At 58.3% G+C, this 24869-nt stretch carries 25 protein-coding genes and 3 tRNA genes; 12 read left to right on the forward strand and 16 right to left on the reverse strand.

From position 1 onward, the window contains the following. Nucleotides 1-5 precede the first annotated feature (5 nt). Nucleotides 6-473, forward strand: a complete 468-nt coding sequence (recX, locus tag PFAS1_RS17600; protein ID WP_008010154.1) for a recombination regulator RecX — start codon at nucleotides 6-8, stop codon at nucleotides 471-473. A gap of 42 nt (nucleotides 474-515) precedes the next feature. Here recX and PFAS1_RS17605 read toward each other — a convergent pair whose 3' ends face one another. Then, nucleotides 516-1634, reverse strand: a complete 1119-nt coding sequence (locus PFAS1_RS17605) for an LOG family protein (protein WP_076029943.1) — start codon at nucleotides 1632-1634, stop codon at nucleotides 516-518. 366 nt (nucleotides 1635-2000) lie between these two features. Between PFAS1_RS17605 and PFAS1_RS17610 the strand changes: the two genes are divergently transcribed. Continuing rightward, nucleotides 2001-2195, forward strand: coding sequence for a hypothetical protein (locus PFAS1_RS17610; protein WP_008153987.1), 195 nt, complete (start codon nucleotides 2001-2003; stop codon nucleotides 2193-2195). On the opposite strand, the gene PFAS1_RS17615 is transcribed toward PFAS1_RS17610, so the two are convergent. Beyond that, nucleotides 2196-2621 (reverse strand): PA3611 family quorum-sensing-regulated virulence factor, encoded by a 426-nt coding sequence (locus PFAS1_RS17615; protein ID WP_033053929.1) that lies wholly within the window; start codon nucleotides 2619-2621, stop codon nucleotides 2196-2198. A 189-nt stretch (nucleotides 2622-2810) separates the two neighbouring features. Here PFAS1_RS17615 and PFAS1_RS17620 point away from each other — a divergent pair, with 189 nt between their 5' ends. The 3 genes from PFAS1_RS17620 (at nucleotide 2811) to PFAS1_RS17630 (ending at nucleotide 4869) form a co-directional block, all read left to right on the forward strand. Next, a complete protein-coding gene (locus PFAS1_RS17620) occupies nucleotides 2811-3545 on the forward strand; it encodes a tRNA-uridine aminocarboxypropyltransferase (RefSeq protein WP_074879627.1) in 735 nt (244 codons plus the stop codon). Nucleotides 3546-3779: 234 nt separating this feature from the next. Beyond that, complete coding sequence (gene erdR / locus PFAS1_RS17625; RefSeq protein ID WP_074879624.1) at nucleotides 3780-4427, forward strand: response regulator transcription factor ErdR; 648 nt, start codon at nucleotides 3780-3782, stop codon at nucleotides 4425-4427. A gap of 79 nt (nucleotides 4428-4506) precedes the next feature. Then, a complete protein-coding gene (locus tag PFAS1_RS17630) occupies nucleotides 4507-4869 on the forward strand; it encodes a diacylglycerol kinase (RefSeq protein ID WP_074879622.1) in 363 nt (120 codons plus the stop codon). Here PFAS1_RS17630 and PFAS1_RS17635 read toward each other — a convergent pair. Continuing rightward, the gene (locus tag PFAS1_RS17635) at nucleotides 4866-5792 is read right to left on the reverse strand and encodes a LysR family transcriptional regulator (protein ID WP_074879619.1); all 927 of its coding nucleotides are present in this window, start codon (nucleotides 5790-5792) and stop codon (nucleotides 4866-4868) included. The genes PFAS1_RS17630 and PFAS1_RS17635 overlap by 4 nt on opposite strands. 150 nt (nucleotides 5793-5942) lie before the next feature. Here PFAS1_RS17635 and fpr point away from each other — a divergent pair, with 150 nt between their 5' ends. Then, the gene (fpr, locus tag PFAS1_RS17640; protein WP_008054100.1) at nucleotides 5943-6722 is read left to right on the forward strand and encodes a ferredoxin-NADP reductase; all 780 of its coding nucleotides are present in this window, start codon (nucleotides 5943-5945) and stop codon (nucleotides 6720-6722) included. A 180-nt stretch (nucleotides 6723-6902) separates the two neighbouring features. Here fpr and tsaA read toward each other — a convergent pair whose 3' ends face one another. From tsaA to rimO, 6 genes are all read right to left on the reverse strand, one after another. Beyond that, nucleotides 6903-7601 (reverse strand): tRNA (N6-threonylcarbamoyladenosine(37)-N6)-methyltransferase TrmO, encoded by a 699-nt coding sequence (gene tsaA / locus PFAS1_RS17645; RefSeq protein ID WP_076029944.1) that lies wholly within the window; start codon nucleotides 7599-7601, stop codon nucleotides 6903-6905. A 156-nt stretch (nucleotides 7602-7757) separates the two neighbouring features. After that, nucleotides 7758-8528: an SDR family oxidoreductase gene (locus PFAS1_RS17650; RefSeq protein ID WP_076029945.1), complete on the reverse strand. Its 771-nt coding sequence runs from the start codon at nucleotides 8526-8528 to the stop codon at nucleotides 7758-7760. Nucleotides 8529-8720: 192 nt separating this feature from the next. Then, nucleotides 8721-9191 carry a YehS family protein gene (locus tag PFAS1_RS17655; protein WP_074874076.1) on the reverse strand — a complete coding sequence of 157 codons (471 nt, stop codon included), beginning with the start codon at nucleotides 9189-9191 and terminating at the stop codon, nucleotides 8721-8723. A 75-nt stretch (nucleotides 9192-9266) separates the two neighbouring features. Then, nucleotides 9267-9977 (reverse strand): rRNA pseudouridine synthase, encoded by a 711-nt coding sequence (locus PFAS1_RS17660; RefSeq protein WP_076029946.1) that lies wholly within the window; start codon nucleotides 9975-9977, stop codon nucleotides 9267-9269. A 189-nt stretch (nucleotides 9978-10166) separates the two neighbouring features. Continuing rightward, the gene (locus PFAS1_RS17665) at nucleotides 10167-10640 is read right to left on the reverse strand and encodes a GNAT family N-acetyltransferase (RefSeq protein ID WP_076029947.1); all 474 of its coding nucleotides are present in this window, start codon (nucleotides 10638-10640) and stop codon (nucleotides 10167-10169) included. Nucleotides 10641-10752: 112 nt separating this feature from the next. Then, on the reverse strand, nucleotides 10753-12090 hold the full coding sequence (rimO, locus tag PFAS1_RS17670) for a 30S ribosomal protein S12 methylthiotransferase RimO (protein ID WP_010462684.1): 1338 nt from the start codon (nucleotides 12088-12090) through the stop codon (nucleotides 10753-10755). On the opposite strand from rimO, the gene PFAS1_RS17675 reads away from it, so the two are divergent. Together PFAS1_RS17675 and PFAS1_RS17680 are read left to right on the forward strand one after the other, a co-directional pair. Further along, nucleotides 12089-12301 (forward strand): hypothetical protein, encoded by a 213-nt coding sequence (locus PFAS1_RS17675; protein ID WP_076029948.1) that lies wholly within the window; start codon nucleotides 12089-12091, stop codon nucleotides 12299-12301. The two genes, rimO and PFAS1_RS17675, sit on opposite strands and share 2 nt — an antisense overlap. A 77-nt stretch (nucleotides 12302-12378) precedes the next feature. Then, nucleotides 12379-14280: a potassium transporter Kup gene (locus tag PFAS1_RS17680; RefSeq protein WP_076029949.1), complete on the forward strand. Its 1902-nt coding sequence runs from the start codon at nucleotides 12379-12381 to the stop codon at nucleotides 14278-14280. Nucleotides 14281-14514: 234 nt separating this feature from the next. On the opposite strand, the gene PFAS1_RS17685 is transcribed toward PFAS1_RS17680, so the two are convergent. Continuing rightward, nucleotides 14515-14829, reverse strand: coding sequence for a DUF3077 domain-containing protein (locus PFAS1_RS17685; protein WP_076029950.1), 315 nt, complete (start codon nucleotides 14827-14829; stop codon nucleotides 14515-14517). Nucleotides 14830-15313: 484 nt separating this feature from the next. Between PFAS1_RS17685 and PFAS1_RS17690 the strand changes: the two genes are divergently transcribed. From PFAS1_RS17690 to PFAS1_RS17700, 3 genes are read left to right on the forward strand one after another with little or no spacing between them, the layout of a single operon-like run. Next, on the forward strand, nucleotides 15314-16081 hold the full coding sequence (locus tag PFAS1_RS17690; RefSeq protein WP_076029951.1) for a MarR family transcriptional regulator: 768 nt from the start codon (nucleotides 15314-15316) through the stop codon (nucleotides 16079-16081). A 1-nt stretch (nucleotide 16082) separates the two neighbouring features. Further along, on the forward strand, nucleotides 16083-16781 hold the full coding sequence (locus PFAS1_RS17695) for a hypothetical protein (RefSeq protein WP_076029952.1): 699 nt from the start codon (nucleotides 16083-16085) through the stop codon (nucleotides 16779-16781). Then, nucleotides 16778-17449 (forward strand): PP2C family protein-serine/threonine phosphatase, encoded by a 672-nt coding sequence (locus PFAS1_RS17700; protein WP_076029953.1) that lies wholly within the window; start codon nucleotides 16778-16780, stop codon nucleotides 17447-17449. The genes PFAS1_RS17695 and PFAS1_RS17700 overlap by 4 nt, the downstream gene beginning before the upstream one ends. 121 nt (nucleotides 17450-17570) lie before the next feature. Here PFAS1_RS17700 and PFAS1_RS17705 read toward each other — a convergent pair whose 3' ends face one another. From PFAS1_RS17705 to PFAS1_RS17725, 5 genes are all read right to left on the reverse strand, one after another. Beyond that, nucleotides 17571-18866 (reverse strand): virulence factor family protein, encoded by a 1296-nt coding sequence (locus PFAS1_RS17705; RefSeq protein ID WP_076029954.1) that lies wholly within the window; start codon nucleotides 18864-18866, stop codon nucleotides 17571-17573. Next, nucleotides 18866-21508, reverse strand: a complete 2643-nt coding sequence (mprF, locus tag PFAS1_RS17710) for a bifunctional lysylphosphatidylglycerol flippase/synthetase MprF (RefSeq protein ID WP_076029955.1) — start codon at nucleotides 21506-21508, stop codon at nucleotides 18866-18868. Before mprF ends, PFAS1_RS17705 begins: the two co-directional genes overlap by 1 nt. Before the next feature lie 256 nt (nucleotides 21509-21764). Beyond that, a tRNA-Met gene (locus PFAS1_RS17715) sits at nucleotides 21765-21841 on the reverse strand. Between the two features lie 196 nt (nucleotides 21842-22037). Then, nucleotides 22038-22114: transfer RNA gene (locus PFAS1_RS17720), tRNA-Met, on the reverse strand. Between the two features lie 229 nt (nucleotides 22115-22343). Continuing rightward, nucleotides 22344-22420: transfer RNA gene (locus PFAS1_RS17725), tRNA-Met, on the reverse strand. Between the two features lie 300 nt (nucleotides 22421-22720). Here PFAS1_RS17725 and dinB point away from each other — a divergent pair. Continuing rightward, the gene (dinB, locus tag PFAS1_RS17730; protein WP_076029956.1) at nucleotides 22721-23782 is read left to right on the forward strand and encodes a DNA polymerase IV; all 1062 of its coding nucleotides are present in this window, start codon (nucleotides 22721-22723) and stop codon (nucleotides 23780-23782) included. 116 nt (nucleotides 23783-23898) lie between these two features. Here dinB and PFAS1_RS17735 read toward each other — a convergent pair whose 3' ends face one another. Beyond that, nucleotides 23899-24852, reverse strand: a complete 954-nt coding sequence (locus tag PFAS1_RS17735) for a hypothetical protein (RefSeq protein ID WP_074874084.1) — start codon at nucleotides 24850-24852, stop codon at nucleotides 23899-23901. Between the last annotated feature and the right edge of the window lie 17 nt (nucleotides 24853-24869).

Raw genomic sequence — 24869 nt, forward strand, 5'->3', positions numbered from 1 at the left:
ATCCGATGACCGCCGTACTCGATACACTCGTCGCGGTGCGGCGAACCGCAATGGACCTGCTCGCTCGACGCGAGCACGGTCGAGTCGAGTTGACGCGTAAACTGCGTCAACGCGGCGCCCTCCCTGAAATGATTGACACGGCACTCGACCGTTTGACGGAAGAAGGCCTGCTGTCCGAATCCCGTTATCTAGAAAGCTTTGTTTCGTACCGTGCCCGTTCCGGTTATGGCCCTTTGCGTATTCGTGAAGAGTTGAGCCAGCGCGGCCTGCAACGTACCGACATCGAACTTGCTTTGCGCGAGAGTGGTATCAACTGGCAGGAACAACTGGAAGACACCTGGCGGCGAAAGTTTTCCGGGCATTTACCGATAGACGCCCGGGAACGTGCCAAACAGGGCAGGTTCCTGAGTTATCGGGGATATTCCATGGAAATGATCAGCCGCTTGTTCAGCGGCCGAGGGATGGACGATTGACTGAAACGGCTCGCTATTTCGATAGCGGGCCGTTTTTTTTGACTACGTTACCTTGAACGGTTCCCGCGAGCGCTGTTGCGCCTGGGGTTGGGATTGCGCCCAGTTTTCCGGCAGGTTGATGTAGTCCACCAGTTCCCGCAGGCGTCCATGATCACGGGCGTTAAAGGTGAAGGCGAGCCGCGCCAAGTGGCTGAACTGCGCTTCGTCGTGTTCTTCTCCGCTGTAAGCGTGTTGATGGAAGTGATCGCTCAGGCACAGGTCGGCAAATGCTTCTTGCATGTGTTCGAGCGCCTGGTCGCTGAGCTTGTGATTCATGCGGATCACGAATTGATGCTTGAGCCAGCGGCTGGAGTGGAAGTTGCTGTAGAACTGGTTGATCTGCTCAACAGCGTCTTCCGCGCTGTAGACCAGACTGACAAGTTTCATATCGGTCGGCAGGATGTAGCGATTTTCCTCCAGTTGATGGTGGATGAAGTCCAGCGCACCTTGCCAAAACGTGCCGCCGGGCGCGTCCAGCAATATCACGGGCACCAGCGGGCTTTTGCCTGTCTGGATCAGTGTCAGCACTTCCAACGCCTCATCCAGGGTGCCGAAACCGCCAGGGCACAGGACCAGCGCATCGGCTTCCTTGACGAAAAACAGCTTGCGGGTAAAGAAGAAGTGGAAGGGCAGCAGGTTGGTGGTGCCATTGACGGTGGGATTGGCATGTTGCTCGAAGGGCAGGGTGATATTGAATCCCAAGCTGTGTTCCAGGCCAGCACCTTCGTGGGCCGCCGCCATGATGCCGCCACCGGCACCGGTAATGACCATCAGGTCCGAGCGCGCCAGCTCGGCGCCAAGTTCCCGGGCCAGACCGTATAAGGGATGTTCTATAGGTGTTCGGGCCGAGCCAAAGACAGTGACCTTTCGGCGCCCCCTGAATTGCTCCAGAACACGGAAGGCGTGTTCCAGTTCACGAAGGGCTTGAAGGGTGATCTTGGCATTCCAGCGGTTGTGATCTTCCTGGGCCATGCGTAGCACGGTCAGGATCATGTCGCGGTAAATCGGGATGTTGGGGCTGTTGGGTGAAACCAGGTTGAGTTGCTCTTCGACCTTTCTGATGAGGTCGTGGCCGCTTTCTTCAAAATGACGGCTCAGTAGGTCATTCGGTTGGTAAGGCATCAACTTCTCCTTCCATACAGGCTCTGTTTTTCCCTTGGATGAAGGAAACATTGGCACAACAAGTCGCATATTGGGCAGCCCCTTTCCTGCCCTGAAAAAGTAAACGTGAACACTATGAATTTAGACCCTCATAGTGTTTTTCGCTGACTGATCATTGCGCCGCAAAGTCTTTCCTGGCAACCGCTTATTGGCGATTTGCAAGGTGCTTTCACCGCTCGTCCGAACGCAAGGCGAGTGTCCGACAGTCTGATTTACTGAATTACAGGCACTACACGACAACTTTGCGTCAAAGGCAGGGCGCTCGTTACAAGCGGTTGAAGGATTTTATCGCTCAAGCAAGGGCGAGGTGCATGGAGGCGGGAAGGTATGACCAGAGTTATTCTGGAGATCGATACGCAACTGTATCGATTACTGAAATCATCGGCCGAGACCAATCATTTGAGTCTTGAAGAGGAGTGTTGCCGACGTCTGGAGGGCGCCGACCGACGCTCGCGTTACTTGCAAGCGCTGTTGGCAGAACTGCGCGCCGAGGATGAACAGCGGCGCGCCAATTCCCGATGATTACTTCTTCTTGGTCGGAGCCGCTTTCGGGCAGTCCGATTCCTGATAGCTGGCGGAGCCGACTGAGCGGTTGGTCTTCACTTCAGTGAAGTCGTAACGCATGACCGCGCCCTTGGCCATCAGTTTGCGGAACGATGGGTTGTTGCATACAGAGGCGCCAAGCTGGAAATACACGGCTTTGGGGTCGGCACGCATCTTGTTGGCGTGGCTGCTTTGTACGCTCAGATGATTGATCAGCGTGTTGCCTTCGACGGTGTAGCCCTGATCAAGAATGTCTTCGTTGATCGCCCGTGGAGTACCAACACTGCTTTGTGTGGCGACGTTTCGCAGCTCTCTGTTGAGATTCTGCTCACTCAATGAAGCAGCCTGAGCGCTGAAGGACGACGCCAGCAAAATGGCAGCGGTGGGAACGATAAGGCGCAGCATGAAACTCTCCTGGTTCAGTGACTGGTGGTTCGACCCGTCACATGACTGTGCGTTCAGTGGCGGCGAATTATAGGGGACGAGGCCTGGACGGTACAGGCTTGCGCCGGCTGCTCTGATAAACTGCCGCCACTTTCTGCCCTGCCGAGTGTTTTTCGTGTCGATTTTCTTCCCCTGCCGGCCTTGCCTGCGATGATCCCTGCAACCCCACGCTTTGCTGCAAACGCAGTAGCCCGCTTGCGCGATGAGCGAGAGGAAGAGGGCATCAAGCCGATTCAGGCCCGAGGCTGGAGGGCACCGCGTTGCCGAGCCTGCCGCGTGATCGAGAGCCACTGCCTGTGCGCCTGGCGCCCACAGGTCGAGGCCCGTTCTGGCGTGTGCCTGATTATGACGGGCAAGGAAGTGTTCAAACCGAGCAATACCGGTTGGCTGATCGCCGATGTAGTGCGCGATAACCATGCGTTCATCTGGTCGCGTACAGAAGTTGACGAGCAACTGCTGGCGCTGCTGGCCGATCCGCAATGGCAGCCTTATCTGGTGTTTCCGGGAGAGTACGTCGAACCCGAACGTGTCACAAACAGCGTCGATGCCGATAGTTCGAAGCGTCCGCTGTTCATTCTGCTGGATGCCACCTGGACAGAAGCCCGGAAGATTTTCCGCAAAAGCCCCTACTTTGACCGGCTGCCGATCCTGAGCCTGTTGCCCGAGAAGTTATCGCGGTACCGGTTGCGCCGATCGACCCGTAGCGAGCATTTATGCACAGCCGAAGTGGCGGCGTTGTGTCTCGATCTGGCGGGTGATACCGCGGCGGCGTCGGCACTGGACGCTTATTTCGATGTGTTCAGCCAGCATTACCTTGATGCCAAGCATCAGCTTGAAATGAATGTTTCAACACCGGCACACGCCGAACTGATGCCTTTTGTGTAAATCGGCGCCCTGTCCCGCGCCGATTGTCGCCCATACTGCAAAGAACTGTACTGGCCAAGCACCTTGACCACCCCGACTTCGCTGGGCATGCTTGGCGCCGATTAGGGCGCGGCCAAAGTTTGATACGCCGTATTCTTTACGTGGGATAACCATGTGATTGGCGTTGAACGTGCCCTGTTGGTACAGCTCCGTGGCTGTACCTCGAGTTGTTTGAAAAACAGGATCATTTGAAAAATGGCCACATACGAAATCCTGATTGCCGATGACCACCCTCTTTTCCGTAGCGCCCTGCATCAAGCGTTGACCCTGGGCCTGGGCCCGCAAGTCCGTCTGGTGGAAGTGGCAAGCATTGCCGAGCTGGAAACCCGTCTGGACGAGAAGTCCGACTGGGATCTGGTGCTGCTGGACCTGAACATGCCGGGGGCCTACGGTTTTTCAGGGCTGGTGTTGTTGCGCGGTCAGTATCCGCAGATTCCGGTGGTCATGGTGTCGGCTCAGGAAGAAGCCTCGATCATGGTCAAGTCCCGTGAGTTCGGCGCCAGCGGCTTCATCCCCAAGTCCAGTGATCTGAGCGTCATCCAGAAAGCCGTGCGTGCGGTGCTCGATGGTGATGTGTTCTGGCCGCCCCAGGCGTTCGAGGCGGTCAGCGTTTCCGCCGAAGCCAAGGCCGCCAGCGAAGGCCTTGCGAGCCTGACGCCGCAGCAGTTTCGTGTGCTGACCATGGTCTGTGAAGGCTTGTTGAACAAGCAGATTGCCTACGAGCTGAGCGTTTCCGAAGCGACGATCAAGGCCCACGTGACGGCGATTTTTCGCAAGCTGAATGTGCGGACCCGGACCCAGGCGGCGTTGCTTCTGCAACAACTGGAGTCAATTTCGAGCTAAGCAGGCGCGGCGCGTTCACGCTTTTTTGACTTGGCTTACTCTAGCTTTCCCACTTCCTTTTTGGTCAGTTGCCTAATTTATGTCACCTTTTAAAGGCCAAACCGGCCTGAAACGCATCCTCAACGCCTCCGGTTATTCGCTGGACGGTCTGCGTGCAGCCTTCACTGGCGAAGCGGCCTTTCGGCAACTGGTGTTGCTTAACGTCATATTGATCCCGCTGTCGTTCTTCCTGAACGTCAGTCGCGTCGAGCAGGCGTTGCTGATTGCAGTCTGTCTGTTGGCGTTGATTGTCGAATTGCTCAATTCGGCCGTGGAAGCGGCCATCGACCGCATTTCCCTTGAGTTGCACCCGTTGTCCAAGAACGCCAAGGACATGGGTAGCGCCGCTCAGTTAGTGGCGTTAACCATGATCGGGCTGGTGTGGGCGGTCATCCTGCTTTAAGCGATGGTGGGCAGGACGATCTCGTCGCTGCGCTGAACCCCGGCGGTGAAAGCGCGGCACAGGTCGAGGAATTCACGCATCGCCGACGTCTGATATTTCTGTTTGTGCCAGATGAAATAGAACTGCCGCGCCAGATCCAGATCCGGCGTCTCCACCGCCACCAGGCTGCCGCGACGGAATGCGTCGCGCAGTGCCAGGCGAGAAATGCAGCCAATCCCCAACCCGGACTCCACCGCACGCTTGATCGCTTCGGTGTGTTCCAGTTCCAGCCGGATATTCAGCGAGCTGCGATGGTGACGCATGGCCTGGTCAAAGGTCAGTCGCGTGCCGGAGCCCTGTTCCCGCAGAATCCAGGCCTCGTGGGTCAGCTCTTCCATGGTCGCCGTGCCGCGCTTGGCCAGTGGATGCTGGGGCGCGCAGAACACCACCAGTTCATCCTCGACCCAGCTCTGCACTTCGATGTCTGGATGGCTGCAGTCACCTTCGATTAGACCCAGATCAATTTCATAGTGGGCGACCTGCTGCACAATGTTGGCAGTGTTCTGCACGTGCAGCTTCACCTGGCTTTCCGGATGGCGCTGCATGAAGCTGCCAATCAGCAAGGTGGCCAGGTAATTGCCGATGGTCAGGGTCGCGCCGACCGCCAGAGAGCCGAATCCGGACTTGCCATTGAGCAAGTCTTCGATTTCCTTGGACTGGTCGAGCAGCGCCACCGCTTGCGGCAGCAGCTGTTTGCCGAGGGCATTGAGACTCAGCCGTTTGCCGGCGCGGTCGAACAGCTGACAGCTGGACTGGCGCTCTAGCTCGGTGATCGAGGTGCTCGCCGCCGATTGCGAGAGGTTGAGCAGACCCGCAGCACGGGATACGCTTTCCTGCTGGGCGACGGCGACGAATACTTGAAGTTGACGGAGAGTAAATCGCATATCGATATAACCGATAACCCTTATCTTAATAATCCAGTTAACAGATATTGTGGCTGCCATTAGAATGCGATGCAATTGCGCACAGCAGCTCATTTTTTTGCAGAGCCGGCGCAGAGCTCGCGCAGACCAATCTCCAGGAGTCCCACGTACATGAGCAACATGAACCACGAGCGTGTCCTCAGTGTTCACCACTGGAACGACACTCTGTTCAGCTTCAAGTGCACCCGCGATCCGGGCCTGCGCTTCGAGAACGGTCAGTTCGTGATGATCGGCCTGCAACAGCCCAACGGCCGGCCGCTCATGCGCGCTTACTCGATTGCCAGCCCGAACTGGGAAGAGCATCTCGAGTTCTTCAGCATCAAGGTGCCTGATGGCCCGCTGACTTCCCAGTTGCAGCATCTGAAGGAAGGCGACGAGATCATCATCAGCAAGAAGCCTACCGGCACGCTGGTGCTGGATGACTTGAAGCCTGGCAAACATTTGTACCTGCTGAGCACCGGTACCGGTCTGGCGCCGTTCATGAGCGTCATCCAGGACCCGGAAACCTACGAGCGTTTCGAAAAAGTGATCCTGTGCCACGGCGTACGTTACGTCAACGAAGTCGCTTACCGCGAATTCATCACCGAGCACTTGCCGCAGAACGAGTTCTTCGGCGACGCCCTGCGTGACAAGTTGATCTACTACCCGACCGTGACCCGCGAGCCGTTCGAGAACGAAGGTCGCCTGACCGACCTGATGCGCAGCGGCAAGCTGTTCAGCGACATCGGTCTGCCACCGATCAACCCGCAGGACGACCGCGCCATGCTGTGCGGCAGCCCGAGCATGCTCGACGAGACCAGCGAAGTGTTGAACAGCTTCGGCCTGAAAGTGTCGCCGCGGATGCGCGAGCCGGGTGATTACCTGATCGAGCGAGCGTTCGTCGAGAAGTAAGCCACTGCACTGCTCTACCTGTGGGAGTGAGCCTGCTCGCGATAGCGGACCGTCAGTCAACGTCATCGTTGAATGTTACGCCGCCATCGCGAGCAGGCTCGCTCCCACATTGGTTTGGTGGTTACCATAAAAAGCCCGCGTTGCCTGTAAAGGCAGCGCGGGCTTTTTCGTTTTTGGCGTTCAGACGTTCGCGGGAATGACTTCGAGAACGCGGATCAGGTCAGGCGTGGGGTAATGCCAGCGCACATCCAGGTCCCAGAATTGCGCACCGTATTCCCGTTCGGGTGCAGGAATCTGGTACGCCGGACGTGGGTTTTGTGCCAGGCATTGCTCGATCAACTCCACCAGCGGTTCTTCAAGGCGCTGAGCATGGTCGTGAGCCTGTTGCAGCGCTGAATCCGTCCACTGCACGGGAATCAACTGCGGCGCAGCGCTGGCGATGCGGTTGGAGGCCGTATCGATGATGTCGGCGTAAGGCACGTAAGGTTTGATGTCGAGAATCGGCGTGCCGTCCAGCAGGTCAATGCCGGATATCCACAGGCGATTGACTTCAACCTTGTCCAGCTTCACCACGGATTGACCGATGCCATTGGGCCGATGCGTCGCGCGGGTGGCGAATACGCCCATGGATTTGTTACCGCCCAGGCGTGGAGGGCGGACTTTCAGTCGTGGCTTTTCTTCCAGGGCCTGGTGAAACAGGAACAGCAGCCACACGTGGCTGACCTGTTCCAGACCTTGCACCGCATCGCCCTGATCGAACGGCGCCACCAGTTCCAGCACGCCGCGAGCGGCCGGGGCCAGTTGTGGCTGGCGCGGGATGGCGAACTTCTCCTTGAAACAGGAGCGCACGAAGCCGATGGGGGAAACGCTGTAGGTCATGGTCTGGGGTCGAGGCGGGGTGAGGGTGGGCATGATAACCCACACCATGATCGTTCCCACGCTCTGCGTGGGAATGCCTCAATGGACGCTCTTGGGACGCGGAGCGTCCCGGGCTGCATTCCCACGCAGAGCGTGGGAACGATCATCAGGAGAAGGTCAGAGACTGAACCCGCCATCCAACGGGATGATGTTCCCGGTCATATACGCCCCGGCCGTACTCGCCAGACTGATCGCCAGCGCTGCCATCTCTTCCTCCCGGCCCCAGCGTTTCATGGGAATCAACGCAGTGTCCTCGGCCAACGCCTGCTCATCATTGCCGATGTGCTGAGTCATTTTGCTCGGAAAACGCCCCGGCGCGATGACGTTGACGTTGATGTGCTGGCTCACCAGCTCCCGCGCCAGAATCCGCGACAGCTGATGCAGGGCAGCTTTACTCGGCCCGTAGGCATACGCCTGCTCGCCGAAGGACGAAATGCCCGCCACTGAACCGATATTGATAATTCGCGCCGGATTCGCTGCCGAACCGGCCTTGCGCAGCAGCGGCAAAAACTGCTGGATGCAGTTGAACACCGAGGTCACGTTCAGCTGCATGACCTTTTCCCAGCCCTTGACCGGGTAGCTCTCCAGCGGCGCGCCCCACGTGGTGCCGGCGTTGTTCACCAGAATATCCAGCTGACCGATCTGCTCGCCCAGTCGCGTAGCCAGTTGAAGTACGCCTTCTTCGGTGTCCAGGTTGGCCGCCAATCCGTGGCAACGACCGAATGCGCTCAGCTCATCAGCCGTTTGCTGGCAGGCTTCGGCATCCCGGGCGCAGACGTACACGGTGGCACCGGCCTCGACATAGGCCTTGGCGATCATTTTGCCGATACCACGGGTGCCGCCGGTCACCAGGGCGGTGCGGCCTTGCAGGGAAAAGTACGGGTGCATGGCGAATCCTGAGAGCTGAGGGTCAATACACCCTAGTCGTCAGCCGCCGGAAGCGGAGCCACTATTTTTGCGAGGAATGAGGGTCTATACAGCGCTACGCTTGCCGGCCCTTCTTGTAGGAGCAAAGCTTGCTCGCGATGGCGATCTCGAAACGCTATCGCCAGCAAGCTGTGCTCCTACGGGATGGGCGGTTTACTGCGGGCGCACGCGCAGGGTCAGGCCCTTGAGGAAATTGCGCAGCAACTGGTCGCCGCACGGGCGGTAGTTGGTGTGGCCGAACTTGCGGAACAGCGCGCTCAGCTCAGGCTTGGACACCGGGAACTCGGAGGCCTTGAGGATGGCGTGCATGTCATCTTCTTTCAATTCGAAAGCCACACGCAGTTTCTTCAGGATGATGTTGTTGGTCACTGGCACTTCGATCGGCTGTGGCGGACGGCTTTCGTCTTTGCCGCGCTTGAAGGTCACCAGGCCGTCGAGGAAATGCGCCATGACTTCATCCGGGCAGCGTACGAAGCCTTCCTCGTCTTCCTCTTTCTTGTCGAGGTACGTCACCAAGTCTTCCAGGGCCACGTCCATGCCGCCGAGCTTGATGATCTCGATGACTTTCTTGTCGCTGATGTCGAGCATGTAGCGCACGCTGCGCAGTACGTCGTTATGAATCATGGTGTGCAATCCTGATATTCAGCAGTGGGCGCCGCGTAAACAGCGGCGCCAAAATGTGTGGCGGCGTGAAAAGTCTTAGAACTTCTCTTTGCCGGACAGGTAACGCCATTGCCCCAACGGCACTTTGCCGATGGACACGCCGCCGATGCGGATGCGGCGGATGGCGACAACCTTCAGGCCTACGGCCTGGCAGAACAGGGCGATGACGCCCGGTTGTGGGTTCTTCATCGCAAAACGCAGGCGGTTTTCGTTCTGCCAGCTGGCTTTGACCGGCGGCAGTTCCTTGCCCTTGTAAGTCAGGCCGTGGTTCAGACGGTTGAGGCCGTGAGCCACCATGTCGCCTTCAACTTCGACCACATACTCTTGCTCGATCTTGGCGGAATCGGCAGTGAGTTTGCGCAGGATCTTCCAGTCCTGGGTGAACACCAACAGACCGCTGGCGTTGGCCTGCAGATCGGTGCTGGCGGTCAGGCGCAGGAAGTGGCCCTTGAGCGGGCGTTTGCCGTAGCGGTGTTCTTCGCTCAAGGTCTCGGCGCTGATCGTTGCCATGGCCGTTTCCGCGTCCATGCCCGCAGGGACGTTGAACAGGATGGTCACCGGCTCCGGCGCAGTGGCCTTGGCTTCCGGGTCGAGCTCGACTTTCTGGTTCTCGACCTTGAACTGCGGCTCGTCGATGACTTCGCCGTCCACGGTGACCCAGCCGCCCTCGATGAACAGCTCAGCCTCCCGACGGGAACAGCCGACGAGTTCGATGAGGCGTTTGGAGAGACGAATCGGGTCAGTCATGACAGGGCCGTAACAAAAAAGGGGTGGGCATTGTACCTGCTGGGCGCCGGTTAATCCCGGCTCCATTTGCGCCGTGTGGCTTTTTGTGGGAGCGGGCTTGCTCGCGAAAGCGGTAGATCAGTCAATTATCTGTTGAATGACACACCGCATTCGCGAGCAAGCCCGCTCCCACAGTTGTTCTGTGTTGTGTCAGCCGTTGCGCGTGCGTTGTTGTGTTTGGCGCAAACGCATGTGCAGCAGCGGATAAGGCTGGCCCATGCCATCGACTTCCGAACGGCCAATCACCTCGAAGCCTTGTTTGAAGTAGAACCCCAGCGCTTGCGGGTTCTGTTCGTTGACGTCCAGTTCATCGGCATTCAGGTGTTCCATCGCATAGCGTAGCAACTGCTTGCCCAGGCCCTGACCACGGTGAGCCGGATCGATGAAGAGCATTTCGATCTTGCCCGCCGCGACCCCGGCGAAGCCGGTGATGCGCTGGCGCGGGTCTTTGGTGCAGATCAGCATCACCGCATCGAGGTAGCGCGTCAGCACCAGGTTCTTCAACAGTTCGATGTAGCTGTCCGGCAGAAAGTCATGGGTGGCGCGCACCGAGGCTTCCCAGACCTGAGTGAGTTCTTCGTAGTCGCTCTGTTTCGGCGTATGGATGACCGAATGTTGGCGCATGGCCGGCTGCCCCTTTTCCTGTGAGTGTCGAGAATCCTTTCCTCACAAAACGATAGACGTAAAAAAGCCCCGCATCTCGTCAAGAGAGCAGGGCTTTTCGTATTTTTTGCGTTTAGATCTGTTCAGCCCACAGGTCGTATTCGTCGGCGTCGGTCACTTTGCACCAGACTTTATCGCCTGGTTTCAGGTTGCTGCCGTTGTCGATGAACACGTTGCCGTCGATTTCCGGGGCATCGAAGAAGCAGCGGCCGACCGCGCCTTGCTCGTCGACTTCATCGACCAGCACTTCGATTTCACGGCCGACGCGCATTTGCAGGCGTGCCGAGCTGATGGCTTGCTGGTGCGCCATGAAGCGGTCCCAGCGGTCTTGCTTGACGTCGTCCGGCACGATGGCCGCGTCCAGCAGGTTGGCCGGTGCGCCTTCGACCGGCGAGTACTGGAAGCAGCCGACGCGATCGAGTTGCGCTTCGGTCAGCCAGTTCAACAGGTACTGGAAGTCTTCTTCGGTTTCTCCAGGGAAGCCGACGATGAAGGTCGAACGGATGATCAGGTCCGGGCAGATTTCGCGCCAGTTCTTGATGCGCGCCAGAGTCTTGTCTTCGAACGCCGGGCGTTTCATGGCTTTCAGGACTTTCGGGCTGGCGTGCTGGAACGGGATGTCCAGGTACGGCAGGATTTTCCCGGCGGCCATCAGCGGGATCAGCTCGTCGACGTGCGGGTACGGGTAAACGTAGTGCAGACGAACCCAGACGCCGAGGGTGCTCAGGGCTTCGCAGAGTTCGGTCATGCGGGTTTTCACCGGCGCGCCGTTCCAGAAACCGGTGCGGTATTTCACGTCGACACCGTAGGCGCTGGTGTCTTGCGAGATCACCAACAGCTCTTTGACGCCGGCCTTGACCAGGCGCTGAGCCTCGTCCAGTACATCACCGACCGGACGGCTGACCAGTTTGCCGCGCATCGACGGGATGATGCAGAAGCTGCAGCTGTGGTTGCAGCCTTCGGAAATCTTCAGGTAGGCGTAGTGGCGCGGGGTCAGCTTGATGCCTTGCGGCGGCACCAGGTCGATCAGCGGGTTGTGATCCTGGCGCGGCGGCACGGCGTCGTGCACGGCGTTGACCACCTGCTCGTACTGCTGCGGACCGGTCACGGCCAATACGCTTGGGTGCACCTTGCGAATGTTGCCTTCTTCGACGCCCATGCAGCCGGTCACGATGACCTTGCCGTTTTCCTTGATGGCTTCGCCGATCACTTCCAAAGACTCAGCCTTGGCCGAGTCGATGAAGCCACAGGTGTTGACCACCACGACATCGGCGTCCTCGTAAGTGGACACGACGTCATAGCCTTCCATGCGCAGCTGGGTAAGGATGCGCTCGGAGTCGACCAGTGCTTTGGGGCAACCCAGGGATACGAAGCCAACTTTTGGATTGGCCGGCGCAGGAGTGGTGGACATGTCTAACCTCGGTATTTGTGACGCCTCCAGCCGAAGACGGCAAGGCGACAAGCGGGCACTTGGCGTGCCTCTGATCAAAAAGTGCGCAATTCTAGCGATGAGAGGCGCACTTGACCAGCTTTATGCAGGGAAATACGACGAGTGCTGCGCTATGCTTCGCGCCTTTAGGCTTTACCGATTTTTTACGGTCAATGAAACGTCTGTAACGTGATGTAAAACAGCGCATGCTGCACGGCAAAGCATAGTGCTTCTTATAAGAAGTCCGGGTCTGAGTAGTAGGAGTTTTGGATGGGGCAGGCAAGTAGTCAGGCGGCGGGCGCTGAGCATTCGGCGGCAAAACCGATCGGCATGCTGGTCGCGGCGGTCGGTGTGGTTTATGGCGATATCGGCACGAGTCCGCTGTACACCCTTAAAGAGGTTTTCGCCGGGCACTATGGGGTTCCGGTCAACCATGATGGAGTCTTCGGGATTCTGGCACTGATCTTCTGGTCGTTGATCTGGGTCGTTTCGATCAAATACGTGCTGTTCGTGCTGCGTGCCGACAACCAGGGCGAAGGCGGAATCATGGCGTTGACCGCCCTCGCTCGGCGGGCTGCGGCCGGGCATCCGAAATTGCGCACGTTGCTGGTGGTCTGCGGGCTGATCGGCGCGGCGCTGTTCTATGGCGACAGCATGATCACTCCGGCGATTTCCGTTCTTTCGGCGATTGAGGGGCTGGGGCTGGCGTTTGACGGCATCGACCATTGGGTGGTGCCGCTGTCGTTGGTCGTGCTGGTGGCGCTGTTCCTGATTCAACGTCACGGCACCGCGCGGATCGGCATTCTGTTCGGGCCGATCATGGTGACCTGGTTTGTCGTGCTGGGGGCGCTGGGTGTCTACGGCATCCTGCAGCACCCGGAAGTGTTGCAAGCGATGAACCCGGTCTGGGGTGTGCGTTTCTTCATCGTTCACCCGGGCATGGGCGTGGCGATTCTTGGTGCGGTGGTGCTGGCGCTGACCGGTGCCGAAGCGCTGTACGCCGACATGGGCCACTTCGGCCGCAAGCCGATTGCCCGTGCGTGGTTCATCCTCGTGCTGCCGGCGCTGGTGCTGAACTACTTCGGCCAGGGCGCCTTGCTGCTCGGTGACCCGGAAGCCGCTCGCAACCCGTTCTACTTATTGGCTCCGAGCTGGGCGCTGATTCCGTTGGTGGGGTTGTCGACCCTGGCCACGGTGATTGCTTCTCAGGCAGTGATTTCCGGTGCGTTCTCCCTGACTCGTCAGGCGATTCAGCTCGGTTACATACCGCGCATGCACATTCAGCACACCTCCAGTGCCGAACAAGGCCAGATCTACATCGGCGCGGTGAACTGGGCGCTGATGGTCGGCGTCATCCTGTTGGTGCTGGGCTTCGAATCCTCCGGCGCGCTGGCTGCGGCTTACGGCGTGGCCGTGACGGGCACGATGCTGATGACCACCATCCTGGTGTCGGCGGTGATATTGCTGCTGTGGAAATGGCCGCCGATCCTGGCGGTTCCGCTGTTGCTCGGATTCCTCTTGGTGGACAGTCTGTACTTCGCTGCCAACGTGCCGAAAATCATTCAGGGCGGGGCGTTCCCGGTGATCGCCGGTATCGTGCTGTTTGTGCTGATGACCACCTGGAAACGCGGCAAGCAATTGCTGGTCGATCGTCTCGACGAGGGTGGCTTGCCGCTGCCGATCTTCATCAGCAGCATTGCCGTGCAACCGCCGCATCGCGTCCAGGGCACCGCCGTGTTCCTGACTGCGCGCCCGGACGCCGTGCCTCATGCACTGTTACACAACCTGCTGCATAACCAGGTGTTGCACGAGCAGGTGGTGCTGCTGACGGTGGTGTACGAAGACATCCCGCGGGTGCCGGCATCACGGCGTTTCGAGGTCGATTCCTACGGCGAGGGTTTCTTCAGGGTGATCCTGCACTTTGGCTTCGTCGACGAGCCGGACGTGCCGCAAGCGCTGAAGCTGTGTCATCTCGATGACCTGGATTTCAGCCCGATGCGCACCACCTACTTCCTCAGCCGCGAGACGGTCATCGCCTCCAAACTCGAAGGCATGGCCCGCTGGCGTGAGGCGTTGTTTGCCTTCATGTTGCAGAACGCCAACGGCAATTTGCGCTTCTTCAATCTGCCGCTGAACCGGGTGATTGAATTGGGGACGCAGGTAGAGATGTAACCCACAACAAAAAGCCCCCGTTGCCATTGTGGTTGCGGGGGCTTTTTTGTGGGCGGTGTTTCGTCCTGAAGGCAATGAAAACCCCTTGTGGGGGCGGGCTTGCTCGCGAAAGCGGTCTGACGTTCAACATTTATGTCGGCTGACAGATCGCCTTCGCGAGCAAGCCCGCTCCCACAGGGGATGTGCGGTGTTTGCACGTATTCCGTCTCTGCTCCTTTACTTGCTTTCGGGCCGCTATTTTTTAGATTCGGCTTTTGTCCGGGCAGGTGGCGGTGGCGGCGTCAGTACCTTCACCGCATCATCAATCACGGCCTTGCTCATTGCCGTCAGGTAATGCGCGGCCCAGGCATGTCGGTCGGTGTCTCGGGCGTAGGCAGCGTCTTTAGTCAGCTCCTTGGCAAGGAACAGAAAATCAGAAGCCATGGCTAGCGCATCACCGAGGGGGACGCCGTGACTGACATGGAACAGCGCTTTGTTGGAGCAGTAGATGAGGGGGGTGAAGCCGATGGTTTTCAGTTCGTCAGGTTCTGACGGATTTGTTTTGGTCATGGTTTTTCTCCTGGGTTCGAGGAGCTGCCATTTTCGTTACCACACGAAAGGGAGGCAGCTGTACGCAGGGTGGTAAACCGGGAACCAAGGAAACCGGCACGCCCGAGGGCGTCCCACGCACAGCCGCCATAACTCGAGATCGCAGACATAAAAATGCCTGTGTTCGGGATGAAGGCGCTGTTGCGCTGGTTTCGCCGGGTTACCACACCCGATCGCTGAATGGTCAGCGACGTCCGGAGAGTATCCCGTCGAAGAAAAGCGCAACAAGGCATCAAAGTGCCCAAACGCGAGATTCGGAGTTTGCCTACAAGGTCTGCGGGTGTCATCCGATATTGCGACACCTTGAAATAAACAAAACTAAACACGGCGGGGCAGGTTTCCCGGTGAAACCTGATAAATCTCGGAAGGGCTTGACGGTCCGACATTTTCAATGAGACAAGTGTCCACGTTTTATGGAGTGTGGACACTTGGAGTTTCTGTCTTCATGAAGAGTCAAGATATTTTGCTTTTGTTCAAGATGGCCAGCCTGCACGCCCAGGAAGAAAACCTCTTTGGGGAGATGGAATCTGAGTCGAATTCGAACAGGGTTGAGGAATTGTTGAAGCCCCAGCAGATAAATCGAATGCCGGCAGGGGGGCGAGTGGGGGAGTCGCTAGCCACCTACCTTACTGGTGGTGAAGACGTGGTATTCCACCGCCGGGAGTTCGACTCACCCTTGGGCGAGGAGGATGGATGGGAAGGGTGGTCGGAATCCGTACCTTCTGCGCCGCTGACGAGCTGGAGTGAAGCTTACTCGTTGCGTGCGTTGTCGGCGTCTCTTGGGCTAAGCAAAAGTGAGATTTCCAACGCCATGGCAAGATGTCGCGAGTCTGGATTGCTGACCAATGACTACGACACCGGGCTTGCGAAAGTTAATCGGCGAGAGCTGCTGAAAATCACCGAGCACGCTCTGAAATACTTTTTCCCCGTGAGGCCGGGCGCAATGGTTCGCGGTATTCCAACCGGCTTCGCCGCACCCGCGCTGTCCAAAAGCATCAAGAGCGCTGGCGGGCTGATTCCGGTTTGGCCTGATGCACTCGGAACTGAGCGTGGTCAGGCGATAGAGCCGCTCTACAAAACTGTGCCGGAAGCGGTGAAGAAGGACAGAATCCTTTACCACTATCTAGCGCTTGTTGATGCGATCCGTCTTGGCGGCCCGCGAGAGTGTGGTGTGGCGGTTGGCATTCTAAAAGCAGGGATGGGGCTGAAATAACATGTCATCAAATGCTGATCACAACTATGAGCTCATAGAGTTTGTGGCAGACGGCTTGGGGGAGGCGTTTCTCGCTGAGGTTGCCTTTGTCGGCGGTTGCACCACGGCCATGCTGGTAACTGACGCTTCTGTGCTGGACGACATTCGCTTCACCGATGATGTTGACTTGGTGATCGAGCTGGCAGGTATTAGCGCCTGGCAACACCTCACAGAACGGCTGGCGGTCAAGAACTTCAAGATCACCGGTGAAGATGAAGTTAACTGTCGCTTCCGCTTCAACGACGTCGTCGTTGACGTGATGCCTTCTGATCCCGAAGTTCTCGGATATGCCAACCGTTGGTTCGTGGAGGGGCTGTCGAGGGCTGATAAATTTACATTGCCCAGCGGTACGGTCATCCAGATATTCAAACCGACCTACTTTCTTGCGACGAAGCTGGAGGCCTTTAGCGGTCGCGGTGAGGGCGACCCGTACCACAAAGACGTCGAAGACATCATCATCTTGATTGATGGTCGTACAGAGCTTTTGGAAGAAGTTCGCCAGGCTGAGCCTGAGCTCAAGGGCTTCATTACGACTGGAATTCGAAAACTCACGGCGCTCAGTGGTATCGACTACGTGATTGAAAGCTCTGGCTCGGTGCAGGCGAATCCAGGTAGAGGGCGAATCATCCACATGCGCATGAAGGATCTGGGCAACGCATGAGATACACAACCAGGTCAGTCATCGGACGGACCAGGAAAGCCAATCATGACTGTGCTGGAGCTTTGTGCGACGGCGACAGAGGGCTGTTCGTCATCACGGACGGCATGTCGAAGCCCGGCAGCGGCCGACTGGCTGAATGTTTCGTAAAAGGTGTTTTAGCGGCCTACCCGAAACACATGGATCGGGAGGGTGATATCACTGAGCATGGAGCAGTTGAGCAAGTACTTGGTTCAGTGCTGGCCGAGCTTCACCCCACTTTGTATGCGCAGCAGACAGGGACTACCTGTTACCTGATCGGTTTTGCTGCTTATGGGAAGCTCACACTTGCGTATGAGGGGGACTGTTCGTGCGGTGTAGTGACACCGGCAGGCACCATCGAGTGGATTACGCCGCCTCACTGCAAGGCCAATTGGAGGCGCGACCGTTCGCACTGTGAGCTGGCGCAAGATCCGGCTCGAAACAGGGTAACCCGATGCCTGAAGGTTAATCGTGCCCCGGACCCTGACTTTGTCTTTCATCAATTGGCCGTCGGTGAGCGACTGGTGTTCGTAACCGATGGCTTCTGGGCGGAGTTAACGGAGTCTCAGCAAAGCAGCTTGCTGGCTGCTCCAGATAGAGACTTTATAGCTGTTGAAGACGACGTAACGTGGATAGATGTTCAGCTTTAGACGTGGAATCACAGAGCATCGACATGAAGACAGGCTCGCTGATAGCGCTTCATGTTTGTACATGTAAAAAAGCCCCCGCAACCTCAAGGCTGCGGGGGCTTTTTCGTAGGCGGGACTCAGATCACTCCTGAGCCGCTGTCTCCTTCGCTTGACGCTTCTCGATCACATCCACCAACCGCTGCGCCAGTTTCGGGTAGTTCTCATCGAAGTGATGACCGCCAGGCAATTTGATCGCCTCTCCAACCGCGGTCTTGTCGGTACAGCCGCTCTCGTCGACTTCCTCTTCACCGTAGATGCACACCACTTTCTCCGGTGGCAGCTTGGCCATTTCCGGGCCGGTGGCGGCTTCTTTGCCGGCGTTGCCGAGCCAGCCTTCGACTTCGATTTCGAAGCTGCCGGTGCGGGCGAAGGCCAGCAGGATAATTGCGTCGACGCGTTGCTGCTCCGATGGCTCCAGGCGATTGTAGATCGCCGGCAGGACGTCGGCGCCGAACGAGTAACCGGTCAGGATGAAGCGCTTGGTGCCCCATTTCTGCCGGTAGTGCTGCATCAGCTCGGTGAGGTCCAGGGCGCTTTGCTCCGGACTCTTGTGTTGCCAGTAGTAGCGCAGGGTGTCGATGCCGACGACCGGGTAGCCGATCTTCGCCATCTCGCCCGCTACGTCACGGTCAAGGTCGCGCCAGCCGCCGTCACCGGACAGGAACAGGGTCACAGTGTCCTTGGCTTGGCCGGCGGGCACTTCGACGACCGGGATCTGCAGGCCGCCAGCGGCTTTATCGCCGCCAACGAGGATCTTGCGCAGTTCGTTGTTCAGCACTTGCGGCAGGTTGATGTCGTAGTCGCTGATGCTGGTTTCGGCGTTGGCTTGGTCGCGCACGAAGCCGGCGCTGGTGTCGTCCGGGTTGTCGTTCCAGGCCACCAGCCAATGCCCGTGAGGGGCGCTTTTCGGTAGCAGGTGGGTGCAGCCTGGTTTTTCCAGGGCCAGGTCCACCGAGACGGCTTGAGCCTTGTCGTCCTTCTGCTCGGACAACCAGCGCCACGCCAGCACGGCGCCAGGGCCGATACCGCTGACCAGGGTCGCCGGGCCTTTGAGCTCTCTGAGGGCCGATTGCAGGGCGCGACTTTGCAGCAGGCAGTCTTGGGGCAGGATCACCTGAACAATCTGCGCCGAACCGGTGCGGCTCAGGGTCATCAACTGTTTGTTGCTGAGCTTCTGGTCCTCATTGACCGCCACCAGCACCTGGGCGCGTGGCGTGTTGCCGGGAATGACACGGGTCATCGCGGCGCCATCGGCCGGCGTCAGTAGTTCGAGGGTCGGTTCGGGTGCCGGGCGTTTCAGGTACCAGTAACCGCCACCGAGAATCAGGGCCAGCACTACCAGTGTGGCCAGGACGTACCGCAAGGAGCGTTGAATCATCAGCGTTTCACCAATCCAGTCAAGCCGCCTGCAATCAGGGCGGCAGTGTCGGCCAAGGCAACCAGCGGATCGAGTCCGGCGGGCACGGCCATATAACGGGGTTCCCAGTCAGGCTGGAATTTGTCTTTGAAACGGCGCAAGCCTTGGAAGTTGTAGAGCTGCTCACCACGGCGGAAAACCATCGAGCCCAGACGCTGGGTCAGTGGGGCACCACGACGGGGTTGCAACCCCGACAACGGCACCATGCCCAGGCTGAAGCGCGCGTATCCATGATTTTTATAATGTTGAATCAGGCCGACCATCATGAACTCCATGGTCAGCTTGGGCGCGTCCGGATGCGCGCGCATCAGGTCAAGGCTGGCCAGGTCATGACCATAAGTCTCTAGCAGGTTGGCGAATGCCACCGGACGTCCTTCGAAACGAATCACCGCGATGCGGAAATGCTGGAGGTAGTCATCGCTGAAACGGCCGAGGGAGAAGCCTTTCTCGCGCACGTTCTTGCCGGTCAGCCAGGCATCGGAAATCACCTTGAGTTCTTCCATCGGCGCTTGCCCCGGTTCAAAGATCTCCAGCGACAGGCCATCGCGAGTGCCGCGGTTCCAGGTGTAGCGCAGGTCTTTCATCTCTTTGCCTTTGGCCTCGAGATCAAAGCGCAGCAGATCGACCCGGGCTTCTTCGCCGAGCTTGATCGCGGTCAGGCCGATGTCCATGTAGTACGGCAGGTTCTCGGCGCGCACTTGATAGAACACAGGGCGGGCGTGGTGGATATCGCAAAGGTCGCGGAACTGCCAGATCATTTCCGCCCGTTGCTGGGTCGGGCCGATCGGGTCATACAAGGCCACCAGGCTGCGACCACGGCGGGCGTACATCAGGAACGCTTCATCGTTGGGGTGAAACAGCAGCGCCTTGTCACCGGTCAGGGCGAGGCCGCCATCCGGTTGTGCGGAAGCCATCAGGATCTTTGCCGCGCGGTCCAGCTCATCGACTGTTGGCAGATGGATCACCGGGCGCGCGGTGCGCAGCAGCCAGGTCAGGGACACCACCACCAGCAACACTGCGGCGCCGAGCAGCGAGCGCAAACCACGCGGGGCATCGGCGTCGAGGGTGAACTGCCACCAGAGCTGATGGCTGTACGGGACGTCCTGATAGGCGAACAGCAACAGCCAGATCGATGCACCGAGTACGCACAGGCTCGCCACCAGGTACAGCGGCGAAAACGGCACTTCAGTCAGACGGCTGGGGCGATAGAACGAGCTGCGGAAAACGCCTAGCAAACTCGCCGTCAGCGTCAGCAAGCAGGCTTCTTCCCAATCGAAGCCTTTGAGCAACGAGAGCAGGGCGCCGACCAGCAACAAAATGGTGGTCAGCATCCAGGCGGCCGACAGTCGGCGGCGCAGCCCTTGAGCCAGCAGCAAGCAAAGCACGCCGATCAGGCTGGCACCGAAGTGCGAGGCGTCGACCAGTCGATGCGGGATCAGAAAACCGATGTGTTCCAGGCGTGTATCGATTTCCGGGGTAACGCCGGAGAACAGCAGCACCACGCCGGACAGAAAGACCAGCACCGCCAGAATCGGCGCGGCCAGGCCGGACGCCACCCTTAAGGATTGACGCGATTGAAACAGGCGCTGACCTTCGTTGATCAGCAGCAATACGCAGGCCACCAATAACGGCAGCACCACGTAAATCAGGCGATAAAGCAGCAGGGCGGCAGCGAGTGGCGCGGCGCCGAGTGTGTTGGAGAAGGCGGCCAGAAGAATCGCTTCGAACACCCCGACTCCACCGGGAACGTGACTGAGCACCCCGGCGGCAAGGGCCAGCAGGTACACCAGCAGGAACGCGCCGAAGGGCGGCGCTTCAGGCAGCAACAGATAAAGCACGGTGGCCGCGGCGGCCACGTCCAGCGCCGTGATGATCAGTTGCAGGAATGTCAGGCGTCGGCCCGGCAGGCGCACAGTGCGGCGTCCTGCCTTGACCAGCAAATTGTCCGGGTAAGGCTGTTCTGGCAGGCGGCGACGGTAGATGCCGATGGCCAGTACGCTGAAGAGCAGCAAAACGGCTACAGCGATGGCACCCAGCAACGTTTCGGACAGACCCAGGGCGGCAGAAGCGCCAGGCAGATTGCTGAGGGTGGCGAGGGCGGCCAGTGGCGGCAGGGCGCAGCCGAGCGAAAGGCTGGCGAACAGCGTCATGCGAGCGACTTCAGAAGCGCCGAGGCCGTGACGTGCATATAAACGATAGCGAACCGAACCCCCGGAGAGCATCGAAAGGCCGATGGCATTGCCGATGGCGAAAGCGGTGAACCCGCCCAGGGCCAGGATTCGCGGCGCCAGTGTCACGCCAGCGTAGCGGCTGGCCGACCATTCATAGCCCAGCAGGATGATGAAACCGACCACGGTCGCGCCCAGCGCGCCCAATAATGCCGGTTTCGGAACATCGAGAATCGAGTCGTGCAGAGCGTACAGATCGAGTTCGCTCAGCAGGTGGCGACAGGCAATCAGCGCGATAGCGAACAACAGCAAAGTAACTGCCAGGCCGATGGGCTGGCGGTATTTGCTGATTCGATCAAGCAAGCGCAGACGCTCGGCCTTGATCGGTTGTGTCGCTGTGACGGTGTCTTGTGAATCAGACGAGTTGGCGCGCATCAATCACCTCTTGGATTGTGCGCGACAGGATGGGGGTATCCAGCCAAGTTACCAATCCCTGTAGAAAAAAATAATCACAAATATTAACGCCTCTCACCGACCCTCGACGAGGGTGTGTCATCAGTTGTAGAGGGTACTGTCTGCCGCGCTGGGGGATCCCGGACGGCTCGCTTCACAGTGGCAGATCATTGTTGCGAAAGGACTTTTTCAGCAGATACAAAAAAGGCCACTCTTTCGAGTAGCCTTTTTTGATGTTTGGTTGCGGGAGCCGGATTTGAACCGACGACCTTCGGGTTATGAGCCCGACGAGCTACCAGACTGCTCCATCCCGCGTCTGTGTGGCGGCATTCTACAGGCGAACGCCTGAGTGTCAACCGTTAATCCTGAATCGGGTCAAATAAGCGTAACTGAGCGGCGAACGGTGGTGATGGAGAGTTAAGTTTCGGAATCAGAACGATTTCTCAATTCTTGTTTACAAAAGAGGCGCGCACAAAAAAGGCCACTCTTTCGAGTAGCCTTTTTTGATGTTTGGTTGCGGGAGCCGGATTTGAACCGACGACCTTCGGGTTATGAGCCCGACGAGCTACCAGACTGCTCCATCCCGCGTCTGTGTGGCGGCATTCTACAGGCGAATGCCGGCGTGTCTATCTTTAATCCTGAATCGGCTCAAATAAGCGTAAATGAGCGGCGAACTGTCGTGGGGGAGCGTTAAGTTGCGGAATCAGAACGATTTCTCAAACCTGCAGCGTCAGCCGTTACCGCTCGTTCTATCTTAGTTTTACAAAAGAGACGCGCACAAAAAAGGCCACTCTTTCGAGTAGCCTTTTTTGATGTTTGGTTGCGGGAGCCGGATTTGAACCGACGACCTTCGGGTTATGAGCCCGACGAGCTACCAGACTGCTCCATCCCGCGTCTGTGTGGCGGCATTCTACAGAGGATCGGCAGGCTGTCAACCTTCAGCCCAGAGAAAACCTCTTCCTGTTCAATCGCTTAGCTTGAAAACAGGACGGGGTAATTGGCTGTAAGGTCGGTATGGCGGGGCTTTCAGCTCTATCGGTTGAAGCTTGGCGATTGAGAAAATAAATTCATCGACACTTTTCCTACAGCTGGAAAAGAACATTCAGACTACTGGTGCTATATACAGGTGCCAGTGAGATACTGCCGATCTGACTCGCCAATACTCCATTTCTTCACCATGAACACTGCTTTTATATGACGCAGCGAAAAATCATCCACGTCGATTGTGATTGCTTCTACGCCGCCATCGAGATGCGGGACGACCCGCGCCTGGCCGGAAAACCCCTGGCGGTGGGCGGTTCTGCGGATCGACGTGGCGTGATCGCCACCTGCAATTATGAGGCACGGGCTTATGGGGTGCGCTCGGCCATGTCTTCCGGGCATGCCTTGAAGCTGCGCCCGGACCTGACCATCGTCAAGCCACGCATGGACGCCTATAGAGAAGCCTCTAAGGAAATTCACACGATCTTTCGCGATTACACCGACTTGATCGAGCCGCTTTCCCTGGATGAGGCTTACCTCGACGTGTCTGACAGTGCGCATTTCGGTGGCAGCGCCACACGGATCGCCCAGGACATTCGTCGTCGCGTCTCTAATCAATTGCACATCACCGTTTCGGCGGGCGTTGCGCCGAACAAGTTTCTGGCCAAGATCGCCAGCGACTGGAAGAAGCCCAACGGCTTGTTCGTCATTACGCCGGATCAGGTCGAGGATTTTGTCAGTGGTTTGCCGGTGAGCAAGCTGCACGGCGTTGGCAAAGTGACCGCAGACAAATTAGGCAGGCTTGGCATTGTGGACTGCTCCCATCTACGCGAATGGGGCAAGTTGGCGCTTGTGCGCGAATTCGGCAGCTTCGGCGAGCGACTCTGGAGCCTGGCCCGTGGGATCGATGACCGGTTGGTGCACAACGACAGTCGTCGGCAGTCAATCAGTGTCGAAAACACCTACGACGTGGATTTGCCGGATCTGGTGAGCTGCCTCGATAAATTACCCGAGTTACTGGAAACCCTGGCCGGCCGAATGGCGCGAATCGACAGCAGCTATCGGCCGGGCAAGCCGTTCGTCAAAGTGAAATTCCATGACTTCACCCAGACCACTCTGGAGCAGGCCGGGGCAGGGCGGGATTTGGGCAGCTATCAGTTGTTGCTGACGCAGGCGTTCAATCGCGGCGGGAAACCGGTGCGGTTGCTGGGGATTGGGGTGCGGCTGGAGGATTTGCGGGGCGGGTTTGAGCAGATGGAGTTGTTTGAACGGTAGTTCAGGGGGGGATTTAAGGGCCTCATCGCGAGCAGGCTCGCTCCCACATTAGACCGCGTTCGTCTGAACAACTCGATCAACTGTGGGAGCGAGCCTGCTCGCGATGCTTTTCGGCCTTAATTCGGTCCCGGATCCGCTACCAGTCGCCCGGCATCCTTGGTCAATGACTTGAGGAATTCGGTCTGCAACTCAGGATCGTTGCGCGTCAGTTCGATCAGGCTCTGTTCCAGTTCGGTGGCTTCTTCTTCCAGGCCCAGTTCCGACAAGCGTTTGACCCGGTGTACCCACTGGCTCACTTCGTCGTCTTCGAGGTCGTCGTAAATCAGCCCGTGAGCTTCGAGCAACTTGCCGCGCAAGGAGCTACTGACCGCCAGGGCCGAATTGGTGTGCACGTCGTCCTGAGCATCCTGGACACTGATCAGCAACCGGCTTAGATGATTGATGTCGTGTTCGGCAAACGGGCTGTCCAGCAGGTTCACGCGCAATACACCGTTTTTGTCGGTGCTCATCTCGAACGTTTCCTTGCCCGCCTTGACCTCAACCGGACGCTCGCTCCATGGCAGGCTCGAGTATTCGGTGCGCTTGTCGAGCTGAACTTCGTCGATTCCCGCCAGGTTCTGTTGCGCGCGACCATGAGACTGTACGTTCATGAACGGGTTGAGCCCGGCGAAACCGTAGCTCAACCAGTCTTTCGTCACGCTGTCCGGCAGGCTGCCGAGGGCGAACACGTTGACCACGTTCGCACCGACACCGGCCACCACGGCCACCGCACCCAGCGGGATCTCGTAAGCCTCCCGCCAGGGTTGGTAAGGCGTGTAGCGGTCGTAGTGGCGTGTGACTTCGAATTCGGTGACTTCGAAAGTCTTCTGCTCGTGGATCTTCACCCGACGTTGCGGCAACTCAAGCACCTTTGGCTCGCCGACATCAATCTGCAGGCTGTGATCGAGCAATTTACGCTCGACACGTTCCTCGTGCTCGCTGCGTTGTGACATTTGATTGGCACAGCCGCTGACCAGCAGGGCGCCGCACAGGGCGGCACCACCGAGGCCTAAGGTGTTTCGCTTGAACATGACTTCTCTATCTGGTG

Source organism: Pseudomonas frederiksbergensis, assembly GCF_001952935.1.
Taxonomy (GTDB): domain Bacteria; phylum Pseudomonadota; class Gammaproteobacteria; order Pseudomonadales; family Pseudomonadaceae; genus Aquipseudomonas; species Aquipseudomonas frederiksbergensis.